This window comes from Paenibacillus sp. PDC88 (assembly GCF_900106725.1).
Classification (GTDB): Bacteria; Bacillota; Bacilli; order Paenibacillales; family Paenibacillaceae; genus Paenibacillus; species Paenibacillus shunpengii.
Map to the genome: position 1 here is coordinate 740,984 of NZ_FNNT01000002.1, position 25,794 is coordinate 766,777.

At 42.6% G+C, this 25,794-nt stretch carries 29 protein-coding genes; 24 read left to right on the forward strand and 5 right to left on the reverse strand.

Annotated features, from left to right (window positions below):
• Positions 1-78 precede the first annotated feature (78 nt).
• The 14 genes from BLW49_RS10015 (at position 79) to BLW49_RS10080 (ending at position 10,413) form a co-directional block, all read left to right on the forward strand.
• A complete protein-coding gene (locus BLW49_RS10015; protein WP_256209690.1) occupies positions 79-2,097 on the forward strand; it encodes a bifunctional diguanylate cyclase/phosphodiesterase in 2,019 nt (672 codons plus the stop codon).
• 100 nt (positions 2,098-2,197) lie between these two features.
• Positions 2,198-2,425 (forward strand): hypothetical protein, encoded by a 228-nt coding sequence (locus BLW49_RS10020; RefSeq protein WP_090724355.1) that lies wholly within the window; start codon positions 2,198-2,200, stop codon positions 2,423-2,425.
• 85 nt (positions 2,426-2,510) lie between these two features.
• Positions 2,511-3,107, forward strand: coding sequence for a hypothetical protein (locus BLW49_RS10025; protein ID WP_143042105.1), 597 nt, complete (start codon positions 2,511-2,513; stop codon positions 3,105-3,107).
• A gap of 247 nt (positions 3,108-3,354) precedes the next feature.
• Positions 3,355-3,585: a hypothetical protein gene (locus tag BLW49_RS10030; protein WP_090724358.1), complete on the forward strand. Its 231-nt coding sequence runs from the start codon at positions 3,355-3,357 to the stop codon at positions 3,583-3,585.
• Positions 3,586-3,843: 258 nt separating this feature from the next.
• Positions 3,844-4,353: a DinB family protein gene (locus tag BLW49_RS10035; RefSeq protein ID WP_090724360.1), complete on the forward strand. Its 510-nt coding sequence runs from the start codon at positions 3,844-3,846 to the stop codon at positions 4,351-4,353.
• A 115-nt stretch (positions 4,354-4,468) separates the two neighbouring features.
• Entirely contained in the window at positions 4,469-4,891 is a 423-nt protein-coding gene (locus tag BLW49_RS10040) for an NUDIX hydrolase (RefSeq protein ID WP_090724361.1), read from the forward strand.
• A 112-nt stretch (positions 4,892-5,003) separates the two neighbouring features.
• Positions 5,004-5,474: a DinB family protein gene (locus BLW49_RS10045; RefSeq protein WP_090724363.1), complete on the forward strand. Its 471-nt coding sequence runs from the start codon at positions 5,004-5,006 to the stop codon at positions 5,472-5,474.
• A 201-nt stretch (positions 5,475-5,675) separates the two neighbouring features.
• Complete coding sequence (locus BLW49_RS10050; protein ID WP_090724364.1) at positions 5,676-6,491, forward strand: AAA family ATPase; 816 nt, start codon at positions 5,676-5,678, stop codon at positions 6,489-6,491.
• 137 nt (positions 6,492-6,628) lie between these two features.
• Positions 6,629-6,877, forward strand: a complete 249-nt coding sequence (locus tag BLW49_RS10055) for a type B 50S ribosomal protein L31 (RefSeq protein WP_090724366.1) — start codon at positions 6,629-6,631, stop codon at positions 6,875-6,877.
• A 29-nt stretch (positions 6,878-6,906) separates the two neighbouring features.
• Entirely contained in the window at positions 6,907-7,056 is a 150-nt protein-coding gene (gene rpmG, locus BLW49_RS10060) for a 50S ribosomal protein L33 (RefSeq protein ID WP_076313791.1), read from the forward strand.
• Positions 7,057-7,122: 66 nt separating this feature from the next.
• Positions 7,123-7,392 carry a 30S ribosomal protein S14 gene (rpsN, locus tag BLW49_RS10065; protein ID WP_090724367.1) on the forward strand — a complete coding sequence of 90 codons (270 nt, stop codon included), beginning with the start codon at positions 7,123-7,125 and terminating at the stop codon, positions 7,390-7,392.
• 153 nt (positions 7,393-7,545) lie between these two features.
• The gene (locus BLW49_RS10070; RefSeq protein WP_090724369.1) at positions 7,546-8,751 is read left to right on the forward strand and encodes a GTP-binding protein; all 1,206 of its coding nucleotides are present in this window, start codon (positions 7,546-7,548) and stop codon (positions 8,749-8,751) included.
• A 214-nt stretch (positions 8,752-8,965) separates the two neighbouring features.
• Entirely contained in the window at positions 8,966-9,490 is a 525-nt protein-coding gene (locus BLW49_RS10075; RefSeq protein WP_256209692.1) for a GNAT family N-acetyltransferase, read from the forward strand.
• Between the two features lie 128 nt (positions 9,491-9,618).
• Entirely contained in the window at positions 9,619-10,413 is a 795-nt protein-coding gene (locus BLW49_RS10080) for a DUF2935 domain-containing protein (RefSeq protein ID WP_090724371.1), read from the forward strand.
• A gap of 240 nt (positions 10,414-10,653) precedes the next feature.
• Here BLW49_RS10080 and BLW49_RS10085 read toward each other — a convergent pair whose 3' ends face one another.
• Positions 10,654-11,109, reverse strand: coding sequence for a hypothetical protein (locus BLW49_RS10085; protein ID WP_090724372.1), 456 nt, complete (start codon positions 11,107-11,109; stop codon positions 10,654-10,656).
• 433 nt (positions 11,110-11,542) lie between these two features.
• Here BLW49_RS10085 and BLW49_RS10095 point away from each other — a divergent pair, with 433 nt between their 5' ends.
• Complete coding sequence (locus BLW49_RS10095; RefSeq protein WP_090724375.1) at positions 11,543-12,061, forward strand: hypothetical protein; 519 nt, start codon at positions 11,543-11,545, stop codon at positions 12,059-12,061.
• Here BLW49_RS10095 and BLW49_RS28535 read toward each other — a convergent pair.
• Entirely contained in the window at positions 12,058-12,186 is a 129-nt protein-coding gene (locus BLW49_RS28535; RefSeq protein ID WP_143042106.1) for a sporulation protein YjcZ, read from the reverse strand. The genes BLW49_RS10095 and BLW49_RS28535 overlap by 4 nt on opposite strands.
• A 199-nt stretch (positions 12,187-12,385) precedes the next feature.
• On the opposite strand from BLW49_RS28535, the gene BLW49_RS10100 reads away from it, so the two are divergent.
• Together BLW49_RS10100 and BLW49_RS10105 are read left to right on the forward strand one after the other, a co-directional pair.
• Complete coding sequence (locus tag BLW49_RS10100) at positions 12,386-13,753, forward strand: PD40 domain-containing protein (protein WP_143042107.1); 1,368 nt, start codon at positions 12,386-12,388, stop codon at positions 13,751-13,753.
• A 100-nt stretch (positions 13,754-13,853) separates the two neighbouring features.
• Entirely contained in the window at positions 13,854-14,381 is a 528-nt protein-coding gene (locus BLW49_RS10105) for a P-loop nucleotide/nucleoside kinase family protein (protein WP_090724377.1), read from the forward strand.
• A gap of 91 nt (positions 14,382-14,472) precedes the next feature.
• Here BLW49_RS10105 and cyoE read toward each other — a convergent pair whose 3' ends face one another.
• The 3 genes from cyoE to BLW49_RS10120 all read right to left on the reverse strand — a co-directional run bounded on the left by cyoE (position 14,473) and on the right by BLW49_RS10120 (position 17,038).
• Positions 14,473-15,402: a heme o synthase gene (gene cyoE, locus BLW49_RS10110; RefSeq protein WP_090724379.1), complete on the reverse strand. Its 930-nt coding sequence runs from the start codon at positions 15,400-15,402 to the stop codon at positions 14,473-14,475.
• A gap of 244 nt (positions 15,403-15,646) precedes the next feature.
• Positions 15,647-16,105, reverse strand: a complete 459-nt coding sequence (locus tag BLW49_RS10115) for a DUF4385 domain-containing protein (RefSeq protein ID WP_090724380.1) — start codon at positions 16,103-16,105, stop codon at positions 15,647-15,649.
• 54 nt (positions 16,106-16,159) lie between these two features.
• Positions 16,160-17,038 (reverse strand): LysR family transcriptional regulator, encoded by an 879-nt coding sequence (locus BLW49_RS10120; protein ID WP_090724383.1) that lies wholly within the window; start codon positions 17,036-17,038, stop codon positions 16,160-16,162.
• A 152-nt stretch (positions 17,039-17,190) separates the two neighbouring features.
• On the opposite strand from BLW49_RS10120, the gene zwf reads away from it, so the two are divergent.
• The 7 genes from zwf to BLW49_RS10155 all read left to right on the forward strand — a co-directional run bounded on the left by zwf (position 17,191) and on the right by BLW49_RS10155 (position 25,712).
• Complete coding sequence (gene zwf / locus BLW49_RS10125) at positions 17,191-18,747, forward strand: glucose-6-phosphate dehydrogenase (protein WP_090724554.1); 1,557 nt, start codon at positions 17,191-17,193, stop codon at positions 18,745-18,747.
• Positions 18,748-18,892: 145 nt separating this feature from the next.
• Positions 18,893-19,558, forward strand: coding sequence for a fructose-6-phosphate aldolase (gene fsa / locus BLW49_RS10130; protein ID WP_090724385.1), 666 nt, complete (start codon positions 18,893-18,895; stop codon positions 19,556-19,558).
• 41 nt (positions 19,559-19,599) lie between these two features.
• The gene (gene gndA / locus BLW49_RS10135) at positions 19,600-21,036 is read left to right on the forward strand and encodes an NADP-dependent phosphogluconate dehydrogenase (RefSeq protein WP_090724386.1); all 1,437 of its coding nucleotides are present in this window, start codon (positions 19,600-19,602) and stop codon (positions 21,034-21,036) included.
• Positions 21,037-21,545: 509 nt separating this feature from the next.
• Positions 21,546-23,186 (forward strand): hydroxysqualene dehydroxylase, encoded by a 1,641-nt coding sequence (locus BLW49_RS10140; RefSeq protein ID WP_090724388.1) that lies wholly within the window; start codon positions 21,546-21,548, stop codon positions 23,184-23,186.
• Positions 23,187-23,436: 250 nt separating this feature from the next.
• Complete coding sequence (locus tag BLW49_RS10145; protein WP_090724390.1) at positions 23,437-23,769, forward strand: hypothetical protein; 333 nt, start codon at positions 23,437-23,439, stop codon at positions 23,767-23,769.
• Positions 23,762-24,565 (forward strand): lipase family protein, encoded by an 804-nt coding sequence (locus tag BLW49_RS10150; protein WP_090724391.1) that lies wholly within the window; start codon positions 23,762-23,764, stop codon positions 24,563-24,565. Before BLW49_RS10145 ends, BLW49_RS10150 begins: the two co-directional genes overlap by 8 nt.
• Position 24,566: 1 nt before the next feature.
• The gene (locus BLW49_RS10155; RefSeq protein ID WP_090724393.1) at positions 24,567-25,712 is read left to right on the forward strand and encodes a hypothetical protein; all 1,146 of its coding nucleotides are present in this window, start codon (positions 24,567-24,569) and stop codon (positions 25,710-25,712) included.
• Positions 25,713-25,794 lie beyond the last annotated feature (82 nt).

The window sequence follows — 25,794 nt, forward strand, 5'->3', positions numbered from 1 at the left end:
ATTTTGACGATATTATATAGAGTCTGCTCTATTATCATGCTCTGATCGGAACATTATTGAATACATAGGAGTGAAATAATGATTATTCAAGGGGGTTACAACTACTATATTGTAGTGCTCTCCGTTATTATTGCAATTTTGGCCTCTTATTCTGCGCTCAGTATCACGTCTAAAATATCAAATTCCAAAGGCAAAATGCAGCTATTCTGGCTGTTTGCAGGAGCTCTTGTGATGGGAGCTGGAATATGGTCTATGCATTTTGTCGGAATGCTGGCTTTTCATGTTCACACGGCCGTGAAATATGATGTGTGGCTTACGGTGCTCTCTATGGTGGCGAGTGTCGTTTCATCCTTTATTGCGTTTTACATCACCAAGCCTCAATATGTCAACCGGTTAAAAATTGCATTCGGTGGGTTCTTCATGGGCAGCGGGATCATTATGATGCACTATGTCGGGATGGAAGCCATGATTATGCCGATGGACATCAGCTATGATCCCGTGCTCTGGATCCTGTCCGCCCTCATCGCTTATGCCGCATCGTATGCAGCGCTGTTCTTGTTCTTGAAATTTCGGAATCAAGCCTCTGCCAGCTGGTTGAAATGGGTATCCTCCATCGTTATGGGCTTTGCTGTTTGCGGAATGCATTACACAGGTATGAAGGCCGCTACATTCACAGGTCATGAACAGATGCAGATACATGATCACGCAGCTTCGGTGGATTTGTTTTTACTATACGGCGTGACGGTATCAACATTCATTATTTTACTTGTGTCATGGTGCGCCTTATTTCTTGACCGCCATGTGCTTGAGAGAATGGCCTACGAGGACAGTCTTACAGGGCTCCCTAATCGTAATGAGATGAATCGATTCTTTGATACCTATGCAGGTGATGAAGAGCTGGCGGTGTTATTTCTGGACTTGGATCAATTCAAAGCGATTAACGATACACTGGGTCATGACATCGGTGATCTGCTCATTCAGGAGGTAGGCTCCCGCTTAAAACCGTTTACAGATGTTGATCTGCAGGTTTTTCGAATCGGTGGGGATGAGTTCTTGTTCATTATTAAAAATTGCAGCCTACAGCAAGCAGAAGCTTATGCGGAGAGGATCATCAAAGAAATTAAGAAGGTTCATCGCATTGAAGGAAATGAGCTCTATGTGACGGGCAGTATTGGAATCAGTGTCGGATCTCTTCAGCATACTGAGCGGCCTAGTCTACTGAAAAATGCGGATACCGCCATGTACAAGGCCAAAGGACTCGGCAAGAACCAATACTGCATCTATACGGAGGATATGGGTGTCAAAGAAGTAAGGAAGATGGAGCTGGAGAAGGATTTGCAGCTTGCAATCGAGCAGCAGCAGTTCTATATGGTGTACCAGCCGAAGTGTAATGTGAGGACGCACAGCTTGGTCGGATTTGAGGCATTGATTAGATGGCAGCATCCTCGATTAGGCCAGATATCTCCAGGTGAATTCATTCCGATTGCCGAAGAGACAGGACTTGTGATACCTATGACCAAGTGGGTGCTGTTAGAAGCTTGCCGCCAGTGTAAAGAATGGCAGTCACAGGGGATTTATCAGCCCATCTCGGTCAATTTATCGGTTCGGTTGTTTCAGACAGATAATCTGACGGAGTTAATCCCATGGGTACTGCAGGAGACTGGGCTTGAGCCAGAAATGCTTGAGCTCGAAATTACGGAGTCTATGGTCTTCCACGATATCAATGACATCATTCTGCAGCTGCATCGAATTCGAAATACAGGAGTCCGTATCTCCATGGATGATTTTGGCACAGGATATTCTTCAATAGGGTTGCTGGACCGACTCCCTATCGATACATTGAAGCTCGATCGTCTATTCACTTACGATCTGGACACGCCCAGCAAACGTGCGATTGTTCACGCTATTATATTAATGGCGGAGAAGCTCCATCTCGAAGTCATCGCGGAGGGTGTAGAGAACGAGGAGCATATCGAGTTCTTAACTGAGCTTGGTTGTTATGTCATGCAAGGCTATTACTATGGGAAACCGATGAAGAATGAGCAGATTGGAGAGTGGATTCAAGACTTCCAAGTACCGGAGAAAGTGAGTAGTTAAGTATACATAGAGACTGCCATCATATGGCGGTCTTTCTTTTTAATATGGAGCTAACAACTTTCAATATAGACGAAACGTCTTTACTTAGGGAGGGATTAGTATGAACGAGAATGAGAAATCTGTAAAATTTAGCAAATTCGTATTATGGGTCATCATTAGCACCATAGCTGAAATAATTTCCTTGTATGTTCTTAGTTTAATGAATCCACACGATGACGGTTTTAATGCCTATTTTCGTTCCGCCAGCGGTTTCTTGGCATTTTGTATAAAATCGATCATTCCACCAGTCTTATTTGGAATTGTGCTAGAGAAGGGCTGGCTCAGATAAACTTAAAAGTTAGGTTACTAGATCAGGAGTTCATTGTATTATTAGGAAGTTAGACACCATGCATTATTCTTATAGAAGCACTGTGATGGTTGTTGAACAAAATAATTTAAGAAGGATGGGACTGATGAGGTTGCTTAAAAAAGAAGTAACTGAATATTTGGTTTCTATTCTTAGAAGAAATAGACCAATACATGAATTCGAAATTTGGTTGTATGACAATGAAAAACTGCTTGAAGAATCTTTAGGCGAAGCAGTGTACTTTGAATTAATAAACTTAAATTACAAATCGAAATTCATATTAGATGATTTAGAACCGATACTTATTCGAATTATAGATTATAGGTCATACGAGGAGTTTAAGATTAGAGATTTATTAACAAGTCTTGTCTATGTGGATAAAGACTTTTTAAGTTCATGCAGACAAATATATAGCGAATATTGTAATGGTTATACTTTCTTAAGAATCATTGCACTTAAATTTATCGACTTTGATTACGATCTCCAATTGAATGATCTAAGGAAGTATAAGGAATACATAGATCAATATAGACATGAGATTATTGAGGAAGGAAAGAGATTACTTGCATTTTTCGAATCAAGTGGGTTAGAGATTGTTGGTGATTACGAATACATCGATTTAAGAAGTATAGAAGACAAAATTGAAGAACGATATTGGACGTAACTTAAGGAAGGCACCGGCATCATATAACATCATATCCACGCATCGGAGCCTGGCGGCTTCTCGGTCCGCCCTAGGAGTTTGGCAGACTGCATTCGCGGTGGGACGTCGTGGATACGGTAACGTTATAGAAAATCGGCGAAATAATATGAAAGATGATAAAAAATACGATGAGAATACTGAACTACAAGTATGATAAAATCAAGATAGGAAAAAAAGAATCGGGAAGAATTTGTAGGAGGTAGAACGAATGAAATGGCAAGAAGTAAGAGAACTGTTTCCTGACCAATTTGTTCTGGTTTCCATACTTAATTATCTTGAGGAGGGCAACAAAAAAATAGTAGATGAAGTTGCGCCAATTCGTACTATATCAGAACAAGATGCGAATAGAGAATTTTTTCAAGCAGAGCCTGGGAGTTTGGTGTACCATACTTCAAATCAAGATTTTGTGATTCATCTTCGCCGGGACCCATTAATGTGAGTGAGACGTAGTAGTAATGAAATCGGAGAAGGCGCAGACATCATATAACAATACATCTACGTGTATACTACATCATCTCTTCTTCATTTGGATTATATGGATGGATATTAGCAAAGAATGTTGAAATTAATAAGATGGACAAATTGGAGTATAACTTGCAGAAGACAAGAGCTTTTTTTAACAACATACTCACGTCGGTGGAAATATATGAAATTGAGAGCTATAATCTTCCATATATTCATAGAGAGGGGACCACTCATGAACCAAAAGCCGTCACAAGAAGAATATGCCGGTGACATCGGTGATTATATCAGGCTAGTGCCAGAAGGCAACATCATTGACATCCTGCTAGCCCAGGAGAAGCAAATGACAGAGCTTCTAGCATCCTTGACAGAAAGCCAAGGTGCTTATCAATATGCCGAAGGAAAATGGACGCTTAAAGAAGTCGTGGGCCACATTGTGGACTCGGAGCGGGTCATGACGTATCGCCTGCTCCGGTTTGCAAGAGGGGACCAGACGCCTCTGCCTGGTTTTGACCAGGAGGTGTTCATTCCTCCTTTTGGAGGCTGGACAATCGCTCAATTGGCCGAAGACTACAAGGCCGTAAGACAAGCGACGATCACGCTGCTACGCGGGCTGCCGGTGGAGGCTTGGTCTCGTAAGGGCACGGCCAACGACGTAAACATAACGGTGCGTGCCCTCGCGTACGGTATTACGGGACATGAACTGCATCACTTGGGGGTCATCCGCACTCGGTACCTGGGTTAGTTGTTTAGAAAAACAGGACGGAACCTGCATATATAAGGCGGCTTCCGTCCTGTTTTTCCATGCCCATCCCGCCTCGCCCAAACGCGGATAAGCAATCAGAAGGGAAGTAGAATTAGTGAAACGAGTCGATGTAGCGTACTCTCTAATAACAGATCAATCTAAATCTAAAGTACTCGCAGTCAAGAATGTGGGCCGCTCGAGTTGGTCTCTGCCTGGCGGTGCTGTCGAGCCCAATGAATCATTAGAACAAGCTGCTGTTCGAGAAGCCAAGGAAGAAACAGGGCTTGATGTTAAAGTCTACGGTATTGTAGCGATCAATGAATGCCAATTTGATAAGCTAAAGGAGCATGCACTTTTTATAACCTTTAGAGCAGAGATTATTGGAGGGATCGAAAAGATACTGAGACCAGATGAAATTTCGGAGATTGCTTGGTTGGATATCGAACTGGCAGATGAATTAATGCCTTATCATAACAACGGCTTTAGGAGCTTAATTTACGGCAATGAAATTACATATTTTAATGAAGGGATCAAGTAAACGAGATCAACGGGATTTCATATATAAGAACACTTGTACGTAGTAATAAATTGAGGTAAAATTTTACTGGCATCAAATCTAGCGTTGAACAAAAAATGAGGTGTTATATCTAATGAAATCCACGGACCTGATTATTCTAAATTTTGAAGAAGTAAGAAGAAGAAGTATTAAAGTATGGACATCCATACCTTCTGAGTATTTGAATTGGAAGCCAGATGATCAAGCAATGAGCTGCATTGAAATGATACGTCATGTATTAGAATCGGAATATTATTACCATTTAGCCATATTAAATCGTGGAAGTTTAAAGAGCTTTGATTCACCATTTGAGTCACAACCATATACATCTGTGGAGAACGAAATTGAATTCGCTAAGCCATATAGAAATGCATTTCTCGAAACAGTCAGTTCATTTGAACAATCCGACCTGGTGGATATAAAAATTGATCGCTCAGATGTTGGGTATATAAGAGCACTCGGAGATATGTTACTAAGAATTGCATATCATGAATCTGTACATACGGGTCAATTGCTTGATTACTTACGGACTGCAGAGGTTCCCAGAATAAAAATATGGGATTAATATAGAGTCGTCCATGAGTGATAGATTGACGAATAGGCCGTTTCCTTCAACAGGGACGGTCTATTTCTTTTTCCTGCAGTATCAGTCATCTACTGACTAGACCTCTTAAAACTTTGACAAAAATAAAGAAATGCAATACTATACTCTTAGTTAATCGTAATAATTACTAATAAATGAAAGTATATATGACAGGAGAATACCATGGGTCAACAGAAAAATAAAGCAAAGATGCTGCCAAAATCAAAAGGGATCGATGCTGCATCCGTATACAGTGCTGCTGAGTGCAGAAGAAAGGTAAAGCATATTGTACTGAATGAAACGAACGCCATGATTGTGGAGGAGTTTTTGCATATTCAACAAATCCGGGATAAATTTGAAGCTGCTGATGTGCCGATGCCGAATAAGATCGTCATGTTCGGACCTCCGGGCACAGGTAAAACGCTGACTGCTTTTTATATCGCTGAACGATTGAATCTGCCGCTCATCATGGTTCGCTTGGATGCGATTATTCACAGTCACTTGGGGGAGACAGGCAGTAATTTGCGCAAAATATTTGAATATGCGAAATCTACTTCATGCGTACTGTTCTTGGATGAAGTGGATGCTATAGCCAGAGCCAGAGATTCAATTGATGAAGTTAAAGAGATGGCTCGCGTGGTTAATACTCTGCTCCAGTGCCTGGACGAATTTGATGGCTCCAGTATATTTGTGGCTGCCACCAATCTTCAAGCTGAACTTGATCATGCTATTTGGCGCAGATTTGATACGCGGATGCATTATGATCTGCCTGAGGAAACGGAGTGTAAGAGTTATATATCCAAGCTATTGGAGAGTGAGGCTGTGGAGACCACTATAATTGATGATGCTGCTCAGTTGTTAAGAGGTTGCAGCTTTGCAGATATGGAGCAGGTGATGATCAAAGCCAGACGCAAAGTAATCATTGAAGATAGCAGCATGGATTACGTCAAGATAAAAAATGCCTTTCATGACTATTTTCCGAACATGATTGTTCAATAAACCAAGAGTCACAGAAGTATCAGCCGCATTCTTTTTTCGTCTTATGTTGACAGAAGTGAAAGAATGTAATAAAGTGTTTTTAGTTAATCGTAATAATTACGAATAAATAACGACAGGCAAAGAAAGAGAGGATCATGATGCAAAAAGGAATCCACCCAAACTACCAAATGGTCATATTCTTGGATGCAAGTGCAGACTACAAGTTTCTCAGTGGCTCTACTAAGACTTCATCAGAGTTCATGGAATGGGAGGACGGTAACAGCTATCCCGTCATTCGTGTAGATTCCAGCTCAGCGTCCCATCCGTTCTTCACCGGAAGACAAAAGAATACGGAAATTGGCGGGCGTGTTGATAAGTTCAAACAGAGACTTAAGCATAAGAAGTAAAAATTTATTATAAAGGGACGTGAAACGCAATGAGAGTAATTGTGACTTTGGCTTGCACTGAGACCGGTGATCGGAATTATACTACGACGAAGAACAAACGGAATCACCCTGAAAGATTAGAGATGAAAAAATACAGCCCGAGATTAAAAAGATATACGCTGCATCGTGAAACTCGTTAATTCATAAGAATTGCAATATGTCTGACATACGAGTGTTGAATAAAAGGTCGAAAGAAGGTTATTTCGTTGGCAAAGAAATCTAAAGTAGTGAAGGAACTAAAGAGACAGCAAATGGTTCAAAAATATGCGGATAAACGCAGGGAGTTAAAAGAAAAAGGAGATTATGAAGCGATGCAGAAGCTGCCCCGAGATTCTTCACCAACAAGGCTCCACAATCGATGTGCAGTGAGCGGAAGACCAAGAGGATATATTAGTAAATTTGGTGTGTCCCGCATTGTATTCCGAGAACTGGCGCACAGGGGTCAGATTCCTGGAGTAAAGAAATCCAGCTGGTAATCTTACATTAGTAAAGCTCACAATTTGGCCCACGTAATGGATACTCAATAAGGCTTCCTTACTTATATGGAAGCCTTATTCTACGAAGTAGTGATCAATACCACTATAGGCTAATAATCACTCCAGAAATTATAATGGAAAGGGAGCTGAATCATGGAATTGCATAAGGCTGCAAACGATGGCAGAATTCCCGTCACTGTGCTAAGTGGATACTTAGGCGCTGGAAAGACAACGATCATGAATCACGTGTTAAACAATCGAGAGGGTCTTAGAGTAGCAGTCATCGTTAATGACTTGGGCGAGGTCAATATCGATGCTGATTTGATACGAGATGGAGGCGGCTTATCTCGTACAGATGAGAAATTGGTTGAGATGTCTAATGGCTGTATCTGCTGCACACTGCGTGAAGATCTTCTTGTCGAAGTGGAACGACTTGCTAAGGAACAAAAGTTTGATTACATATTAATAGAATCAACCGGGATCGGAGAGCCCGTACCCGTAGCTCAAACCTTCAGCTATGTTGATGAAGAGAACGGTATAGATCTGACTAAATATACTCGACTCGATACGATGGTAACAGTGGTGGATGCTGCACAGTTTTGGATCGATTTTAATTCTAAAGAATCTTTAAAAGACCGAGGACAGGCAGTCGGTGAAGAAGATCAACGTGGAATTGTACACTTATTAACGGATCAGGTCGAATTCTGTGATGTACTGATCCTTAATAAGGTAGATCTTATTTCGAAAGAGGAGTTGATTCGTCTTGAGAAGGCACTAACTGCCTTACAGCCCGAGGCGAAGCTGATTCATGCAGTACAAGGACGTGTAGATCCACAAGATATTCTAAATACAGGCCGTTTCAACTTCGATAAAGCAAGTCAGTCTGCAGGCTGGATTAAAGAAATGTTAAAGGAAGAACACGTACCTGAGACAGAAGAATATGGAATTCACTCCTTTGTGTATAAACGCAAGGTACCCTTTCATCCGGAAAGGCTGCTCCGCTGGATATCTAAATATCCTTCGACGATTGTTCGATCCAAGGGACTGATGTGGCTCGCTACCCGCAATAATCTAGCCTTATCATTTAGTCATGCGGGGACATCGAAACAGCTCTCTCCAGCAGGAGTGTGGATTGCTTCACTGAGCCAGGAAGAAATTGACTTTCATTTCAATGGGAGGATCCCGGATATTCCCGACTGGGATGATGTGTGGGGAGACCGGATTACTAAGATGGTGTTCATTGGAATTGATATGAATCGCACCGAAATTGAGGGGAGTCTTGATGCAGCACTATTAACTGAAGCTGAGCTCCTCTCCAATTGGAGAGAATTCAAGGATCCATTTCCTAAATTCCAATAAACACATTACTATGTTCTATTCAATGATATCTAGCGAATACTAACAGCGAAGTCCTTGAGAGCAAGCTTACTTAGGGACTTCTTTTTTATGGAATGAAAGCTCCCCTCATCGTTGTATCGTCTATATCTAAAATAGTATCTTATTATATAGCTGCACATTATACATTTAGGATACAATAACTTTACAACAATACATACAAACAGAAGGAGTATATATGAACAGCATCAATGTACCGAAGGCCTACACGATACGCAAGATCGAAGCAAAGCCTTATGATCAAGTTATTGCATTTGTCATGAAAATAAGGAAGGAAGTATTTCCTATGCTGTCATCAGAACAGCTTCCACAGGATTTAGATCAATTTGAGCAGCATTATGTGCTTAGAAAGAATGCCGCATTTTTTGCGGCTATAGCTGAGGACGGTTCTGTGCTGGGTACGATTGGAATCTGTCCATATGATGGGAGACTTAAGCAGATCGAAGGAAGGTATGACTTATCTACAACCGCTGAAGTCGTCAAGTGTTACACGGACTCCACTTGTCGCCGTTCAGGCATTGGTACGGCGTTATTCGAAGCAGCGGCCTCTTTTAGCCGGGATGCTGGTTATGAAACGTTATATTTGCATACGCATGCTTTCTTACCAGGCGCCATACCTTTTTGGACAGCAAAAGGCTTCACGGACAGATTGGCTGAAGAAGATCCTGTGTGGCAGACGCTGCATATGGATATGACATTATGACAGACTATTAAACCTGTGCAGTAAGGATATATGACAGGCAAATAAGAGCATTGATCTACCAGCGTTCTACTTAACCTCAAACAGCATATATTTTGGAGAATAACGGCTGTGAGAGGAGGATAAATTTGATGAGTGATGCGTTGTATGAGCATCGGTTTTGGCTGCAAATTCTTGGTGATCATTGTCGGTTTATATTTACTGCGCTTTCACCTAAGGAAAAAGGGGATGTCGCCACCGCAGAACGTTTGATAAACCGATTTGATACCCTGCTCGATGAAGCGAGACGTTCGGATGCATCGACAAATATATCAAATCTGACGTATGAAGCCAATCGAGCCACAGAAGAACTTCGAAATTTCAAATTATATTTGCTGGAACGTCAGCTTAAAGGTAAGGTAGATATCCTTCTGACGCCTTCCTTCATTAATCACATGGTAAACGAATTAGAGGAGTATCAGCGGATATTAATAGCGCTGCTTGAAGGGCAAGGTGTCCCAGTATTTCATCCGCTCCATTATGATATGCTATGGCTGCAGGATGCATATGGCCATGCAGCCAGTCTGGCTGCTGATTTGGATTTTGCTGAAATGCAGCTTATTGAGAAAAGTAATACATTTCAGAACAATTTCAAAGGATTTTACCTCAAGTCAGTGGAAATGGCAGGATATTTACGTACGCATTTAAAAGACTTTCCTGCACTCACAAAATTTCATGCGGATATAGACCTTGAAATGAAAGTATTCATGCACTTTCTGGCAGAACTTGAGGAATTGGAGCTGCGCGGTGAAGTGTTGGATCGAATAAATCCGTTAATGCCAGACCATATGTATCGAGAAGAATGTTATTATTTATCAAAGCTGGCTGCACTGGGTGAAATTCAAAGCCCCAATTGTGATCCAACTAAGCCAAGGGTTTCTAACTAAGGGGACTTGAAAGGATGACTTCTGATTGCATCGGAGGTTGTCTTTTTTAATTCGAATAAACAGGATTTATATAAGTAATATCGTTTCCTTGCTCTCTTTTATCATTATGTTTATCCCTGTTGAGAAAGCGAATTGTATTAAAAACGATATGGATTGTGACCATATAGTCTTTGCTAAATGCGGATGGCCGCAAGAATCCTAGGCCTTTTTGTGAACTAGGACTTTAACGGCCGGATATTCTTAATATTCTTTCTTCCTACGATTACGAAACATACGAACAACCGCGACGATTACGATAATCCATAATGCAAAACTGAGCAAAGAGAGCACGGGGGCGCCCAAGGAGAAGCCTGCGAATGGATTAAACAATGATCCTATAATGGTACCTAATGCCAACCCACCGAATAGGCCGCCAAGACCGCCAAATCCAGTTCCTCGTGTAGGCGTCGTTCTGGGTTGGGAAGGATTGTTCACATTATTATCCTGTCTTCCCTGATTTGTGCGATTCGGGTTACGAATTCCGGGATTATAGCTGCGTCTTGGTGAACGAAAACTGCCGCGTCGAAAAGGTTCAAAAGTTCCACTTTGTTCCATTTGATTGGATTCCTCAGGTGGATCGGGAGTGGCGTTAACTTCAGCTACTGAAAATCCATTCATTATGATAAAGATAAGGAGTACGATCATCCATTTTCTCATATGTTTATCACCTCACCCGTAGTTTACCCCTAATGCCATAGAACATTCGAAATAAAAGAAGTGAGTAACATACCGAAATTTGGTAAGGATTCTCGAAAAGTAAAGCAAAAAGAGTGGAAGAACTACACGACAACGCGACTAAGAAGTATCGAACAGGCTGATCTTATACGGGCAGCTTGTAAACAAGAGTATAACTCTAGATGATGGTACTGTGATTACGGTTGAGAGGGTAATAGCCGATGATAATGCATTCACTATGCATTACTCTATTGATCAACCAAAGGGAACCGTATTTAGTAGAAGGAGTCTATAGCTTTGAGCCAATCAGTCCCTTCTCTAGAACATTAACCGTCACATTTAATGAGTGGCTTGATAATGGAGAAAGTGCATCATATCCAATTTCTTTCAAATTTGATGCCAGCAAAGCAAAGCAATGAAGAGCCTGGTTAAAGAGAAAGTTTCTCAATCTGTTTCTGTGGATCCAGGAGTAATATATTTTGAATCCATAACTGCTTCACCAAGCTCAATCCTCATAAAAGGGCATATTAGAATAGAAGAAGAGCAAGAACATTGGTTTTTCGGCAGGTCACTGCTCTATGTAAATGGAATCGAAATGCAGCCTACCACAACTCAAATCCAATTTAACAACACTACCGGCTTAAATGATTTTGAGCTTAGATTTGATACGTTGCAAACTGAAGAAATAAGTAGTCTTGAAATATTGGTTAAAGATTCCAGTGGGTACTATAAAACACCAGAATCCATCTCTCTTGCCTCACCATCTGATCAATCCATTAAAATGGGTAGTGAAAGAATTTCGATTCGAAGTATGAGCAAAACGGATACAGGATATGATGTCGTCATTGAAGCTAGCCGATCCAGCTATATGATGGAAAAGCCCATCCGACATGCAAATCGGATGGGCATATTTTTTGCGACTACTACTTATTAATATCCTTTAAATGCCTTTGCAATGATAACTAGCAAAATGAAGAGAACGAGGATCGCAGCAATGCTGTTTCCATCTTTATGAGAACCACCGTTGTAAGTTCCGCCAACATATTCATATCCGCTCATTTACTTCACCTCCTTGCTGGTCATGCTTACATTCTATGCATTTTCATTTGATTTGACTGGTTAAATGTCCCTACAGTGTAAATATCCTCAAATGTCATAAAGGGGTGACAACTTCACCAATACGTGACAGTAGCCTAATTGAGCTTCACTGAATAATCTAGAACGTATGATGAATCAGGTCTAGGAAAGGATGTTGGTCATGCAAGCGGGTTCTCAAGACATTGAAAAAGGGTGGATCGCGTACACTTCAAACCGTGTCGGATCTTATGATATCTGGCTATACCAACTGAATGGAGGTTTAAATTCGAGGTTAACGGATGGGATGGGCATGGAATTCTCTGTCCCTTACTGGGCTCCGGATAACAGCAAAATTGCTTTCATTGGTGTGAATAATGTAGTCTTTGTGCTCGATATCGCGACGCGTGCGATCGCCAGAATCGATCAGATAGAACCTTACACACTGCTCGATTGGTCACCAGACAGCCGGTCACTTGTTTATGTGAAGAATGGGCGAATCATGATCTATGATACCTTCACACACCGGAGTTATTTCTTATTAGAGGTAGGAGCTAGTGATGCACAGTGGTTCCCTTCCGGTAAAGAGTTAATATTTGCAGCTCCCGACATTAACGGAAATACACAAATTTACCGCATTCGGACTGATGGTTCAAATCGGAGACAAATTACGCGAAATACGGGCGGTCCGCTTCATCAGCTTCGGATTTCTCCAGATGGCAAATTTATATTGTATACCTTCCCGGGTGCAAGCATATCATTGATTTCGGTTGTAAATTTAGAAACCGGGGCTACGAATACTCTAGCAGGGGGATCACTTTCTAAAAATTATTTTCCTGCCTGGTCACCTGATTCACAAAACATCGCATACAGTGCAACCGAATTTAATGAGCCTACTTATTATTCACACATCCAGATCGACAGTTTCATGGGCAACAATCAAAGGACGATTACGATATCTAATTGTTTCTCCACACCAGTTGACTGGTCTCCAGACGGTAAAAAAATCGCATACTTATCAGGATGCACCAATGCAGAAAGGGCGAGTCAGCTCTGGATTGTGGATATCAGTGAGCAGAGGCCGGTAAACCTGATTAACGGAGGTCAAATTACTGCTCTTCAGTGGTCCCCTAAGATTCGAAGGTCGCCACATTATACTTTCACAAGCTTCATCTACATGGTATCCTTTCCATATCCCGCTAACTGGAGTCAGGTGAGTGAGGAGAGGTACGAAGGACCAGACGGTTTTTTTCAAGTATCTGCCATATCCGGCAGTGAGGATATTTCCGAAGTATGCAGTTCCGAAGCCTATCATCCCTTAATGCCCTATGGCTCTTCACCAATGGTGATCCAGACATCGATTCAACATCAAGAGGCATGCTTCATTTACCCATCGGCAGATCAGCCTCCAGAAATGAATCAACAAGCAGCGCTTATTGTCAGATACCCACGCCCTGTTCAAATTGGAGGGACCTATTATAATTACTTTATCTTGTATGCTGATGTGAATCATATTCGGTCAATCGGAGGAAGACTGACATTTATTCAGTAGAATGCAGCTGAAAACAACTTCCTAAATGACCGATTGTAACTTAAGTGTTATGGATCGGTCATTAGGATCCGTTGATTATTTATAGTGAGGAGGCTAGCTCTTGATCCAATTGGAAAAAACATCATCCGTTTATCTAATCTCTGGTCCACTGGGAGTTGGGAAATCGACAGTATCCAAGGCTTTGGCTGATACAATGAACCAGTGTGCTTTAATCGAAGGAGATCTGCTTCTTCATGTATACCGTGGAGATACTGAACCCGAATGGGAGGAGCGCCTTCGAATCGCATGGCTAAATATTACAGCAGTTACAAGGAACTTGATTCAGAACGGAATTCCTGTCGTTATTGATTTTGTCGTCGAAGATGAGCTTGAGTGGTTTCGCGAACAGTTATCTGATATGGGTGTGGAACTTCACTACGCAGTACTGCATGCAGAGCCGGATACGCTGAACACACGACTTCAACAGAGAGGGGATGGACAGTACATCGAGCGATCACTCTTTCTGCGAACCAAATTGATATCTTCTTCTAGCAATCAAGCCTTCCTGTTGGATGCCGGTCATAAGCGTCCAGATGAGCTTGCAAAGGATATTTTAGAGGATATGAGGTTTCGTCTAACTCATACATAAATTCAAATAAAAAAAGCCCTAAGCTTTTCTATGTTAAGAAAACCTTAGGGTTTTTTTGCTATTCGATCTTTCAATATGCAATGATTTCACACTATCTTAGCATTTGAGCAATCAGGGAGAAAATAATGACGATCAGGAACAATAAGGTCATATGATTCAAGGAGAAGATAAACATCTTCTTCGCCCAACCCGTAATGTCTGATTTGCGATAGCTCACCAAGCTGAAGATAAACCAGGCAAGACTTAAGGCAAAGGCAATTCCGGCAATGTAAGGGTTAAATGGCCAGAACAGAGCACTTGAAGCGATAAGCAATATCAGATAAAAATTCGTTTGGAGATAAGTTCGTTTGACTCCTTTTACAACAGGCAGCATAGGTACTTTGGCTGCTTTGTACTCGTCCAATCGTCGGATGGCGATCGCATAGAAATGCGGCATTTGCCATATGAGCATCGTCGCAACCAGCGCCCAAATTTCGAAATGTCCGAGCTCGCTCGAGATAACAGACCATCCAATAAGCGGCGGAACGGCTCCGGATATACTGCCTACTTCCGTATTGTAAATGGTTGTCCGTTTGGTCCACATCGTATAAGGCACTACATATAGGAATAATCCGAGAAATCCAAAAAACGCAGCCATCGGTGAGCTAAAATAGAGCAGCAGTATACCGAGAGCACTCATCAGGAATCCGAGGATAAGACCTGACTTTGTATCCACTTTGCCTGTGACGGTCGGGCGATCCTTGGTTCGCTGCATAATGGCATCGATGTCCCGGTCGTACAGATTGTTAAATGTACCCGCAGAACCGATAACGAGCGAGGAACCAATAATCGACAAGATAATAGCGCCCAAATGGTCAATAAACGAAACATTGAATACATAGAGCGCCATACTAAGTCCGGCAAACATCGCGATGAGATTTGATTTTATGATTCCTGTCTTAATGGTCGCAAAGAAAACCTGTGGCAGGGATTGAACATCCGCTTGCGCACTTGATCCTGAACTGTTATTAATTGTACTCATAATTCCACTCACTTCTATGATTAAATTAGTATATCTATATAGATTGAACTAAATTTGATCTACTGTCTAGCCTGAATGTTACATGTTTCTGTTAAATCTTTAGTTCAACTGTATACAGCATACCAATTTTTAAAGGAAAAATGTTTGATTGTTAAATATTTAATAATTCATTCAATAAATTGTGAACTTCTTATTAACTTTTTCATAAAGGTATTTTAATATTCAGAAAATGTGTTCTTCCTACCTATGCGTTTTCATACTTTTGTCGATGAATGCCTTTCATTTTTACATAATCTGGATCTTTCTTTGCAATCTCCCACTGGGCTTTGAATATAGCCGCTGCCTCCGCCTTTACCGGATCATTCTGAAATGGCAGAAGGGAGCCATCCTCCTTGGCATATTTTCTGCCGCCTTTATGATTTGCATATCTCCTTGCACGTGTGTAGCCCATTTGTAAAAATTTCCGTGCCATGTCCATTCCTACAAAATCGTCCTGCTTCTTATATTGAAGAAACATGTCGTATATCTTCTTGGAGGATTCCTTCGCTATTTCGGGTGTTTTGAATCTCCAGTGGGGGAGAATCTCACTCTTGTAGGGCTCAACAAGCAGGACACCTTGTTCACCACGGCCAATCGTATAGAGTTCCGGGTGCTGTCTAAGGTCAAGCTCGTCATATTTTAAATCATAATCGAATGGTTTCATCGGAGATCAGACCCTCCTGTTCGCTGAGTATACTTCTATATACCCTGCCTAGAGTCACCTCACCATTTCAAGGAACCTTGTTGCTGCGCTGGATATGGGCATATTACGCATAATCATAACGCCTACCTTGGATGGAGGCAGATTAATATCCAGTTCAATCTCAAATAAAGAACCTTCCCTCAGTTCTTTGGACACGAATTCACGAGTGACATACGATATCCCTAAACCCCTTCGGGCAAATTCAATAAGCAAGTCCACACTGCCGACTTCAATCTCAGGCTTCAGCTCATATCCATATCGTTGAAACAGCTCAGTGACGGCCATTCTGGCCCGGCTGTTACGTGAGAATAAAATGACGGGATATTCCATCAGCTCTTCCATAGACAGCTGTACCCCTTTGAGCTCTGCATAATGTTCTCCTGCGACAAAACAATCCTGTAGCTGAATACTTTCGGTTACTTCAAGATGGGAATCGACGATTGGCATTCGGACGACTCCGAGATCAATGCGGCCTTCTTTGAGGTAAGAAATGACCTCAGGTGTGGTTCCATGGTTAAGATGCAGCTTGACGCCCGGGTATTTCGCGTGATAATCCTCGAGAAATGGAAGCAGGTAGTGTTTAAATAACGAATCACTGCCTCCCACACGGAGTTCTCCGCTGTCCAGATTTTTTAATGCTGCCATTTTTTCCTCGGCAAGTGAGATCATAATTTGAGACTGTTCTATATATGAAAATAGAATGGTTCCTTCCTGCGTTAGATTAACTCCCTTGGAGGTACGGTAAAACAGAGTCACGCCAAAGCTCTCTTCAAGCTGTTTAATGGCATGGCTTACGCTAGGCTGTGTAAGGTACAATGCTTTTGCTGCCTGGGTTAAACTCCCTGTTTTGGCAGCCCAATAGAAAACTTTGTATAGTTCATAATTATTTGTCATAGATGTGGTCTATATCTCCTCTGAAATATATTAATTACATGTATAACTGTGCTTTGTATTATAGTGTATCTAAGAAATAGATACCAGAGATGATCGCAGCCATACAAAATTTTCGGTGACTGTGTACTCTCAGCAGGAAGGAGATAATGGAAGTGAACCCTACAACTTTTGTATTGTTTGGAGCTACAGGCGATTTGGCCAAACGAAAAATATATCCAGCACTATATCATTTGTTTCTAAACGGAAAGCTGCCAGAGACATTTTCTCTGATTGGACTAGGAAGAAGAAGCTTATCTGATGAAACCTTCCAGGCCCATGTTAAGCAGTCTCTTTTTGATTTTTATCGTTTCGAAGTGAAGGAAGATCATACGTTACAAGCATTTCTAAGCTTATTCGGCTTTAATATTTTAAATATTGATAAACAAGAGGATTTTGTTCAATTAAAAGAACGCGTTCAAGCGTGGGAGCAAGCTCATGGAGGCCGTGCGAATCGTTTCTTCTACCTTTCTGTAGGACCCGAGTTCTTCGGAACGATCGCATCGCAAATCGAGAACAGCGGACTCGGTGAGGTTACGGGCTGGAAGAGACTTGTCATCGAGAAGCCTTTCGGACATGACCTGACTTCAGCCCGAGTTCTGAATGCTCAGCTCAGCGAGGCATTCTCTGAAGAGGAAATATACAGAATAGACCATTATCTTGGCAAGCCGATGGTTCAGCGTCTTGAAGCATTACAGCAGGCCAACCCGGTCATTCAGGCCTTGTGGAATAATCGTTACATTGCGAACGTTCAGATTACGGCTGATGAAACCGTTGGAGTGGAAGAACGCGCAGGCTACTATGATCATGTCGGTGCTGTACGTGACATGTTCCAGAACCATATGCTGCAGCTGCTCATGATGCTGGCCATCCAGGTACCTCAGAACAGCCCAACTGCAGAGAATGTCAGATTGAAGAAGAAAAAGGTGCTTGAAGCCCTTGAACCTCTGCAGAGACAGGATGTTGCCACACGCATCGTGCGCGGACAATACACTGCTGGAACACTTCATGGAACGCCAGTCCAAGGATATGCTGCAGAGCCAGGCATTGCAGAAGACTCGATGAATGATACGTTTATCGCTGCCAAGCTTAACATTGACAACTACTACTGGCGTGGAGTTCCGTTCTATATCCGTACGGGCAAACGTTTGAAATCCAAGCACACACGGATGGTTGTTGAATTCAAAGATCCGATTAAATCACTTGGAAGTGCTCAGCAATCCATTACGCCTAATCTGCTCATCTTTGATATTGGTCCAGATGAAGGAATCACGCTGCAGCTGAATACGAAGGACCGTGAGCATCATGGTGGGTTCAAGCCGGTCAACATCGATCTATATCCTGACCGCACCGAAGCACCTGAAGCTTATGAGACCTTGATTAACGATGCCTTGATTGGCGACTCGACCTTCTTCGTGCACTGGGATGAAGTGGAGCTATCCTGGAAATGGGTGCAACCGATACTTGAGGCTTTTGCTGAGAATGAAGTGCCGCTTCATCCGTACCCTGCAGGTTCTCATGGTCCGGCAGCAGCAAATGAAATGCTTGCTCATGACGGTTATATATGGTGGTTTGATGAGCCGGATGAGACCTTTGCCTTACTTGAAACGGAGTCTACTGCTGAAGATGAATCTTCAGAAGCTACTCCCGTTGCACAAGTTATTGTAGGATAAACTTTGGGTAAGTTCTGTTCATCTGAATGAATTTCACATTCTTAGTCCAAGATGTGAGATGCGAGATGTGAGATTCATTCGTCTACAGATTAATTTATATATTTACCAAATCCATATTAATACACATTACAGGAGGCTACACAAAATGAAATTCTTTATTGACACAGCGAATGTACAGGATATTAAAACAGCTTATAAAGTCGGAGTGCTATCTGGAGTAACAACGAATCCATCTTTGGTAGCCAAAGAAGGCGTGAAATTTGAAGATCGAATTGAAGAAATTTTGCAGCTTGTACCTGATGTAGAATCCGTATCTGCAGAAGTAACGCCTGACGCGATATCAGCAGAAGAGATGATTGAGCAGGCAAATGAGCTCATTAAGATTAATAACAACGATAAGAACATAACGATCAAGCTGCCAATGACCCTCGCAGGTCTTGAAGCGTGCCGTTATCTTGCCAATAAAGGTGTCAAAACTAACGTTACATTGATATTCACAGTTAACCAAGCGCTTCTTGCTGCACGTGCGGGTGCGACTTATGTATCACCATTCCTTGGCCGTTTGGACGATATCTCAGAAGATGGCGTTCAATTGGTATCCAAAGTAGCTGAATTGTTCCGTACGCACAACCTGGATACACAAATCATCGCAGCATCTGTGCGCCATCCGGATCATGTAACACGTGTTGCTATGGCAGGTGCGCATATCGCTACTGTACCTTTCTCCGTTATTGAGCAAATCTCTAAGCATCCACTGACTGATCAAGGTCTTGAGAAATTTGCAGCGGATTGGCAAAAAAGCGTGAAATAATCCAAGTAAACTGGAAACCGAAACAGGAGGAGAAGAGATTCGTGAGCAAACAACAAATCGGGGTAGCTGGCCTTGCGGTGATGGGTAAGAATCTGGCCTTAAATATGGAGAGCAAAGGCTTCACAGTAGCTTTATATAATCGTTCGTCAGAGAAGACCAAAGAACTGCTGGCAGAAGCAGAAGGTAAAAATTTTGTGGGCACATACAGTATTGAGGAATTCGTAGCATCCCTTGAAACACCGCGCAAGATCATGATGATGGTCAAAGCCGGCGAACCGACGGATGCGCTTATTGAACAGCTTGTGCCTCACTTGGAAGAGGGAGATATTCTGATTGACGGTGGAAACGCCTATTTCCCTGACACCGAACGCAGATATCAAAAGCTCGCAGCCAAAGGCCTTCGGTTTATTGGAGCTGGTGTTTCCGGCGGTGAAGAAGGAGCACTTAAAGGACCTGCCATTATGCCTGGCGGACAAAAAGATGCTTATGATCTCGTGGAACCTATTCTTACAGCCATTTCTGCAAAAGTAAATGGAGACCCTTGCTCCACTTATATTGGAGAAGGCGGCTCCGGTCATTACGTGAAAATGGTTCACAATGGTATCGAATACGGTGATATGCAGCTGATCGGTGAGGCGTATCACTTACTGAAGGATGTTCTTCACCTGAACACAGATGAGCTGCATGAGATCTTCACAGAATGGAACCGCGGTGAGCTGGACAGCTACTTGATCGAGATTACAGCCGATATCTTCTCCAAACAAGATCCTGATACAGGCAAGCCGATGGTTGATGTCATTCTGGATGCTGCAGGTCAGAAGGGTACTGGTAAATGGACAAGTCAAAGCTCTCTTGATCTAGGGGTTCCGCTCTCCATCGTAACTGAGTCTGTATTTGCTCGCTTCCTGTCCGCAATGAAGGAAGAGCGCGCAGCGGCCAGCAAGATTCTGAGCGGTCCTGATACTAAACCTTATGATGGTAACGCTAAAGAATTTATTGAAGCGGTTCGTAAAGCTTTGTATGCGAGCAAAATTGCTTCTTATGCCCAAGGATTTGCACAGCTTCGCTCTGCATCAGATGAATACAACTGGAATCTGAATTTCGGAAGTATTGCTATGATCTTTAGAGGAGGCTGCATTATCCGTGCCCGTTTCCTCGAGAATATCAAGGAAGCTTATGACAAGAATCCAGACCTCAAAAATCTGCTGCTGGATGATTACTTCGGCTGGGTAGTGAACAACTATCAAGAAGCTTGGAGAAAAGTAGTCTCTATCGCCGTTCAGTATGGCATTCCGGTTCCAGCGTTCGCTTCTGCGCTCGCATATTATGACAGCTATCGTACAGAGCGTCTTCCGGCAAACCTGCTGCAGGCTCAGCGTGATTACTTTGGCGCGCATACGTTCAATCGTGTGGACAAGGAAGGAACCTTCCATTACCAATGGATGGAGTCTGCTGAGAAGGTTCTGGAGACGAAATAGAATTGCAATTATAAGACGATTCATAATTGTCAGAGTGCTCATGGTTACCATCAGGTAGCCGTGAGTACTCTTTTTCAATATCAGCGATTTCACATAGTGTTCAATCATCTGTCGCAGATAGAAGGTTATAATACACTGTAGACAACCTTATGGATCATAAGGGAATGGGGAGGAACGTTACAGGTGTATGCAGGTGTATTTTTTGCGATAGGTGTTATTGCAGTAATATTGATAGGCAGAGTCGTATTCGAAAAGATGACGAAGGAACCAGATACCGACAAGAATAATCAAGAAGATAGCAAATAAATCTTTTGGATGAAATATAATAGAAGAGCTTTGGATTAAGCATTTCTTAATTCAAAGTTCTTTTTTTCACATACAACTATATTTTGGACGGCATGAAAATACGATGATATTGATTCTATTTTCAAAATAGATGAAATACTTTTTTGTCGAAATTTGCTATGATGAGGAAGAATTATACTTCAGATAACATGGGGAGGGGAAGTATGGGCAAGAAAGTAGCAGTATTAGGTGGAGGAGTTGCAGGTTTAACGGCCGCACATGAGCTCGTCGATCGCGGTTTTGAAGTTGAGGTGTACGAATTCAAAGCCATTCCAGGGGGGAAGGCACGCAGCATGCCATATTCCGGTTCTGCTGTAGGAGATCGTTCGGATCTTCCAGGCGAGCACGGATTTCGGTTGTTCCCGAAGTTCTATAGACATGTCATTGATTCGATGAAGAAAATCCCTTATGAAAATGGGAAGGTGGTATACGATAATTTGGTGGAAGTGCCCCGTCTGGATATTTCTACAGATACACATCCACTCGTTCCACTCGTGACCGAGGTGAAATTCTCACTTGATGATCTCCGAGATTTAATCAAATTGCTATTTGATAATGGACTAGGCTTAACAGAAGCTGATCTGGAACAGTATACATCCAAGCTATGGCAGGTCATGACCAGCTGTGATGAGAGACGAGAGAATGAGTATCAGGACATACCTTGGTGGGACTTCATTGAAGCAGACAAATATTCTCCAGCCTTCCGCAAAGTGTTTGGCAATATTACGAAGACGCTGGTCGCGTGCAAGTCCACTAAGGCGAATACCAAAACGGTAGGTACGGTTGCGGCACAGATGACGCTGGATATTTTGACCCCAGGCTTATCGTTTGTGCGCATTCTGGATGGACCTACGAATAATCGCTGGATTGACGCTTGGGTTCATTATATCGAGAGCAAAGGTGCGATCTACGAAACTGAGGCGCAGGTGAAGGAACTCCACTATAAGAACGGTCAGATCAGCGGGGTTACGGTAGTGAAGAATGGAGAGAGCAGCACGATTACAGCTGATTATTATGTTGCTGCATTTCCAGTTGAGATTATGGCAGACTTTATTACGAACGAGATGGCATCGGCTCATCATGAATTAGCGAACATCCGCCTGCTATCGAAGTCCATTGACTGGATGAACGGTATTCAATTCTATTTGAAGGAAGACGTTCCAGTGGCCCCTGGCCATGTGATGTATTTTGATTCTCCATGGTCATTAACCTCCATATCGCAGGCCCAATTCTGGGATGGCTTCGATTGGAGTAATTATGGAGACGGACAAGTTAAAGGCGTATTGTCAGTAGATATATCTGATTGGGAAACCGAAGGAATACATATTCGCAAACCGGCTATGGATTGTACACCGGAGGAGATTAAAGAAGAAGTATGGGAGCAGCTAAAGAGGGGATTGAATGTAGGCAGCACCATTTTGCGTGATGAAGTGCTTCATTCATGGTTCCTGGATACAGATATACATTTCGAGAATCCGCATCATACGGTAAATCTGGAGCCCCTATTGATCAATGAGGTAGGAACTTGGGAACTGCGCCCGAATGCGTATACCTCCATTCCAAACTTATTCCTCGCCTCCGACTATGTTAAGACCAACACGGATCTCGCTACGATGGAAGGTGCAAATGAAGCGGGTCGAAGAGCAGTGAATGCCATTCTTCATGCAGCAGGCTCTAGTCAGAAGCAGTGCAAGATTTGGGAGATGTATGAATATGATCTTCTCGGTGTTGATTATTTGGCACCATGGCATGCACATGACCGTCACCGCTATCACAAGGGACTTCCTTGGGACGGTAAAATATAACCCATAATTACCCAAAGCATCGTCTTATAAAAGACGGTGTTTTTTTATGCTTAAATTTAGCATTCCCAGATTCAAATTTAGCATTTTAAGGTTTAAGTTTATATATCCCACTCTAAAATTTAAGTTTTTTAACTAAAGATTAAGAACGATCTTTAGCTAATCTTTAGATTGGCTTGAACGTAACTTTAACCGATTCTTGTAAGATCATAAGTACCAAGTGAGGAACCCCAATATAGAAAGGAAGATTTTGATGCATACCCAATCAATTCCTGTAACAAAAGTTATCGTCAGATTGGCGAAAGGGGAGGAAACGTTTGTTGCTGTCAGTAACGATTCGGGTTCTGCCGGATATGACTGGAGAGTTGAACCGGGTTCACCGATAACGGTAACCAGAGAGGTATACACCCCTGTTCCCGTTAAAGATCATGCATCATTATTACCTTCCGTTCTGCATGTATTTACTCTAAGGCTTGAACAAGAATTGACTGGAGAGTGGATCGAGCGTATTGAGCTGATCTCGCCGGCACTGGGCGAGACGATTCGAGTGATTGAAGCTCATATTGGAGCTGTTCATTATGGTTAATCCGGTGCTTAATCGAGATGAGGCAATGCGGTGGGGAAACATGATCAAGGCTTTGTATACAGCAGATGATGGGGCTTCAGATGCGGGTACGACTCCAAATATCTCATGTCCTTCTAATTGGCGTATCATTGCCAATATTACGCTTGAGCCTTCTCAATTCCAATGGCAATCGGAACAATGTATCGGTTGTATCATCCAATCGATCACCGATCCTTCCATCTATGCAATCTTGTTCCGCGGGACAGCTGTGCTGCTTAAATGGGCAGAGCATTATGATTTCTTCCTGCTGTCCTATACTGAACCAGGTGGAATCGGCAAAGTGGAGGAAGGATTCGCAAGGATGTATCGATCCTTGAAGGTCTGCTGTACGGCGACAAATAAGATTCAGATGCTCACAGCGTACATTGAGGATATGAATGCTTCTCATTTGACAGTGGCAGGCCATAGTCTCGGGGGTGCATTAGCTAAGCTCACTGCTTTTGCAGCCGCTTTTTACAATATAGATACAGAGGTTTACACTTATGGTTCACCCATGGTAGGGGATCGAGTGTTCACAGAGACATATGAACAGGCTGTTCCTCGTACGTTTCGTATATATAATGTGCCTGATATCGTTCCGAAGCTGCCGAGCTGCGAGCTGGGTTACGTTCATCCAGAATCAGGATTTCAAGTCGATTCCTTGAACAATCCCGCGATTGGGCGAGGCATTACCGAATATCACAAGCTTGATACGTATCTGTCATGTATTGCTCAAATGAAGTTAGAGCACGATCAGAATAAAGAAAGAGTTGGATGATATGCTGAATTTATTCCGGGACAATCATAAACGTAGAGCAAGGTGGATTGAGCTGTATGCTGATATAGAATCCCTGCTTCACCAAATGAAGGAGAAGTATAAGCATTTCAAGGAATTAAACGATGAAATTCATGATAAACTGGGTCTGCTATATACAGAGCATGACTTTGCTCCACAGGCAGAGCTCCATGAAATATGGAAGCTGTCTGAATTGACACATGATACTGGGGCTAACCGTACGCCGATGAGGATTTCCAGTTTAATGATGTGTACGGCTGCAGTGATTGGTTCAATTCTGCTGCTTGCTCCTCAAGCTACAGCACAGCACATCGGAGCCGGATTATTTGATTCGGCTTGGGCTGCGGAGCTCGCTGGCTCAGCCTTCGGTCCAGAGGTGAGCGTCGGTCTGACTGCAGGCGCATTGACAGCAGGTGCTGTCGCAGCGATGGCGGCCGCTGGAATCCGTGCAGTACAGCAGATGGTGCTGGGAAATAAACTTCGCAGAAATATTCAGCATCTGAATCATATTCGGGCAATGAAGCTATTGACCTTGAATCGACTAGACATCATCATTCGCTCTATCCACTACATAAAGTATCAATTAGACCAAATGCAGGACAGAGGGGATGCTGTTACACGTGTCACGTTGCAGCAGATGGTCGTGAATTTTGTAGAACCTGCAGTAACCAAGGCAAACGCGCTTCAGCTGTCAGATGCGGTGCTTCAATTGAATCAAATGGACCAGGCACGGGCCTCATGGACGCAAGACGATGTGGTACCTACAGCTTCACCTAAACCTCAGCGTTTTTTCCAAATTGACCAGGTTCCGATCCAATTCTTACCTTCTATTCCAGCGGATCTAAAGGCACTGAGCCTGACTTCACCGGACACCTTTGAACCCAAAGAGGTTTATCCTGTCTTAAGATCCAATAGCTATACCTATTGGCCGCTCAGCTACGCAGATCATCGAATAGGGATGGCCATTGTCGTGTTTGACTCAGAGGGGAATTTGATTAAACGATGGGATAAGATCGGTGCGAGGTATATTGTTGATATCACGGCCAATCCGACAAATCATGCGATGATCTTCAGAGGAGAATCCAATCATTATTTTTCGATGTCGTGGTCAGAACTGGGGGCAATGTAGATAGAAGTTTTTATGTCGAATAATGGAAGAAAACTCCTTCTCACTGACAACGCTTTTACGTATAATGATCTCAATGCCTGTG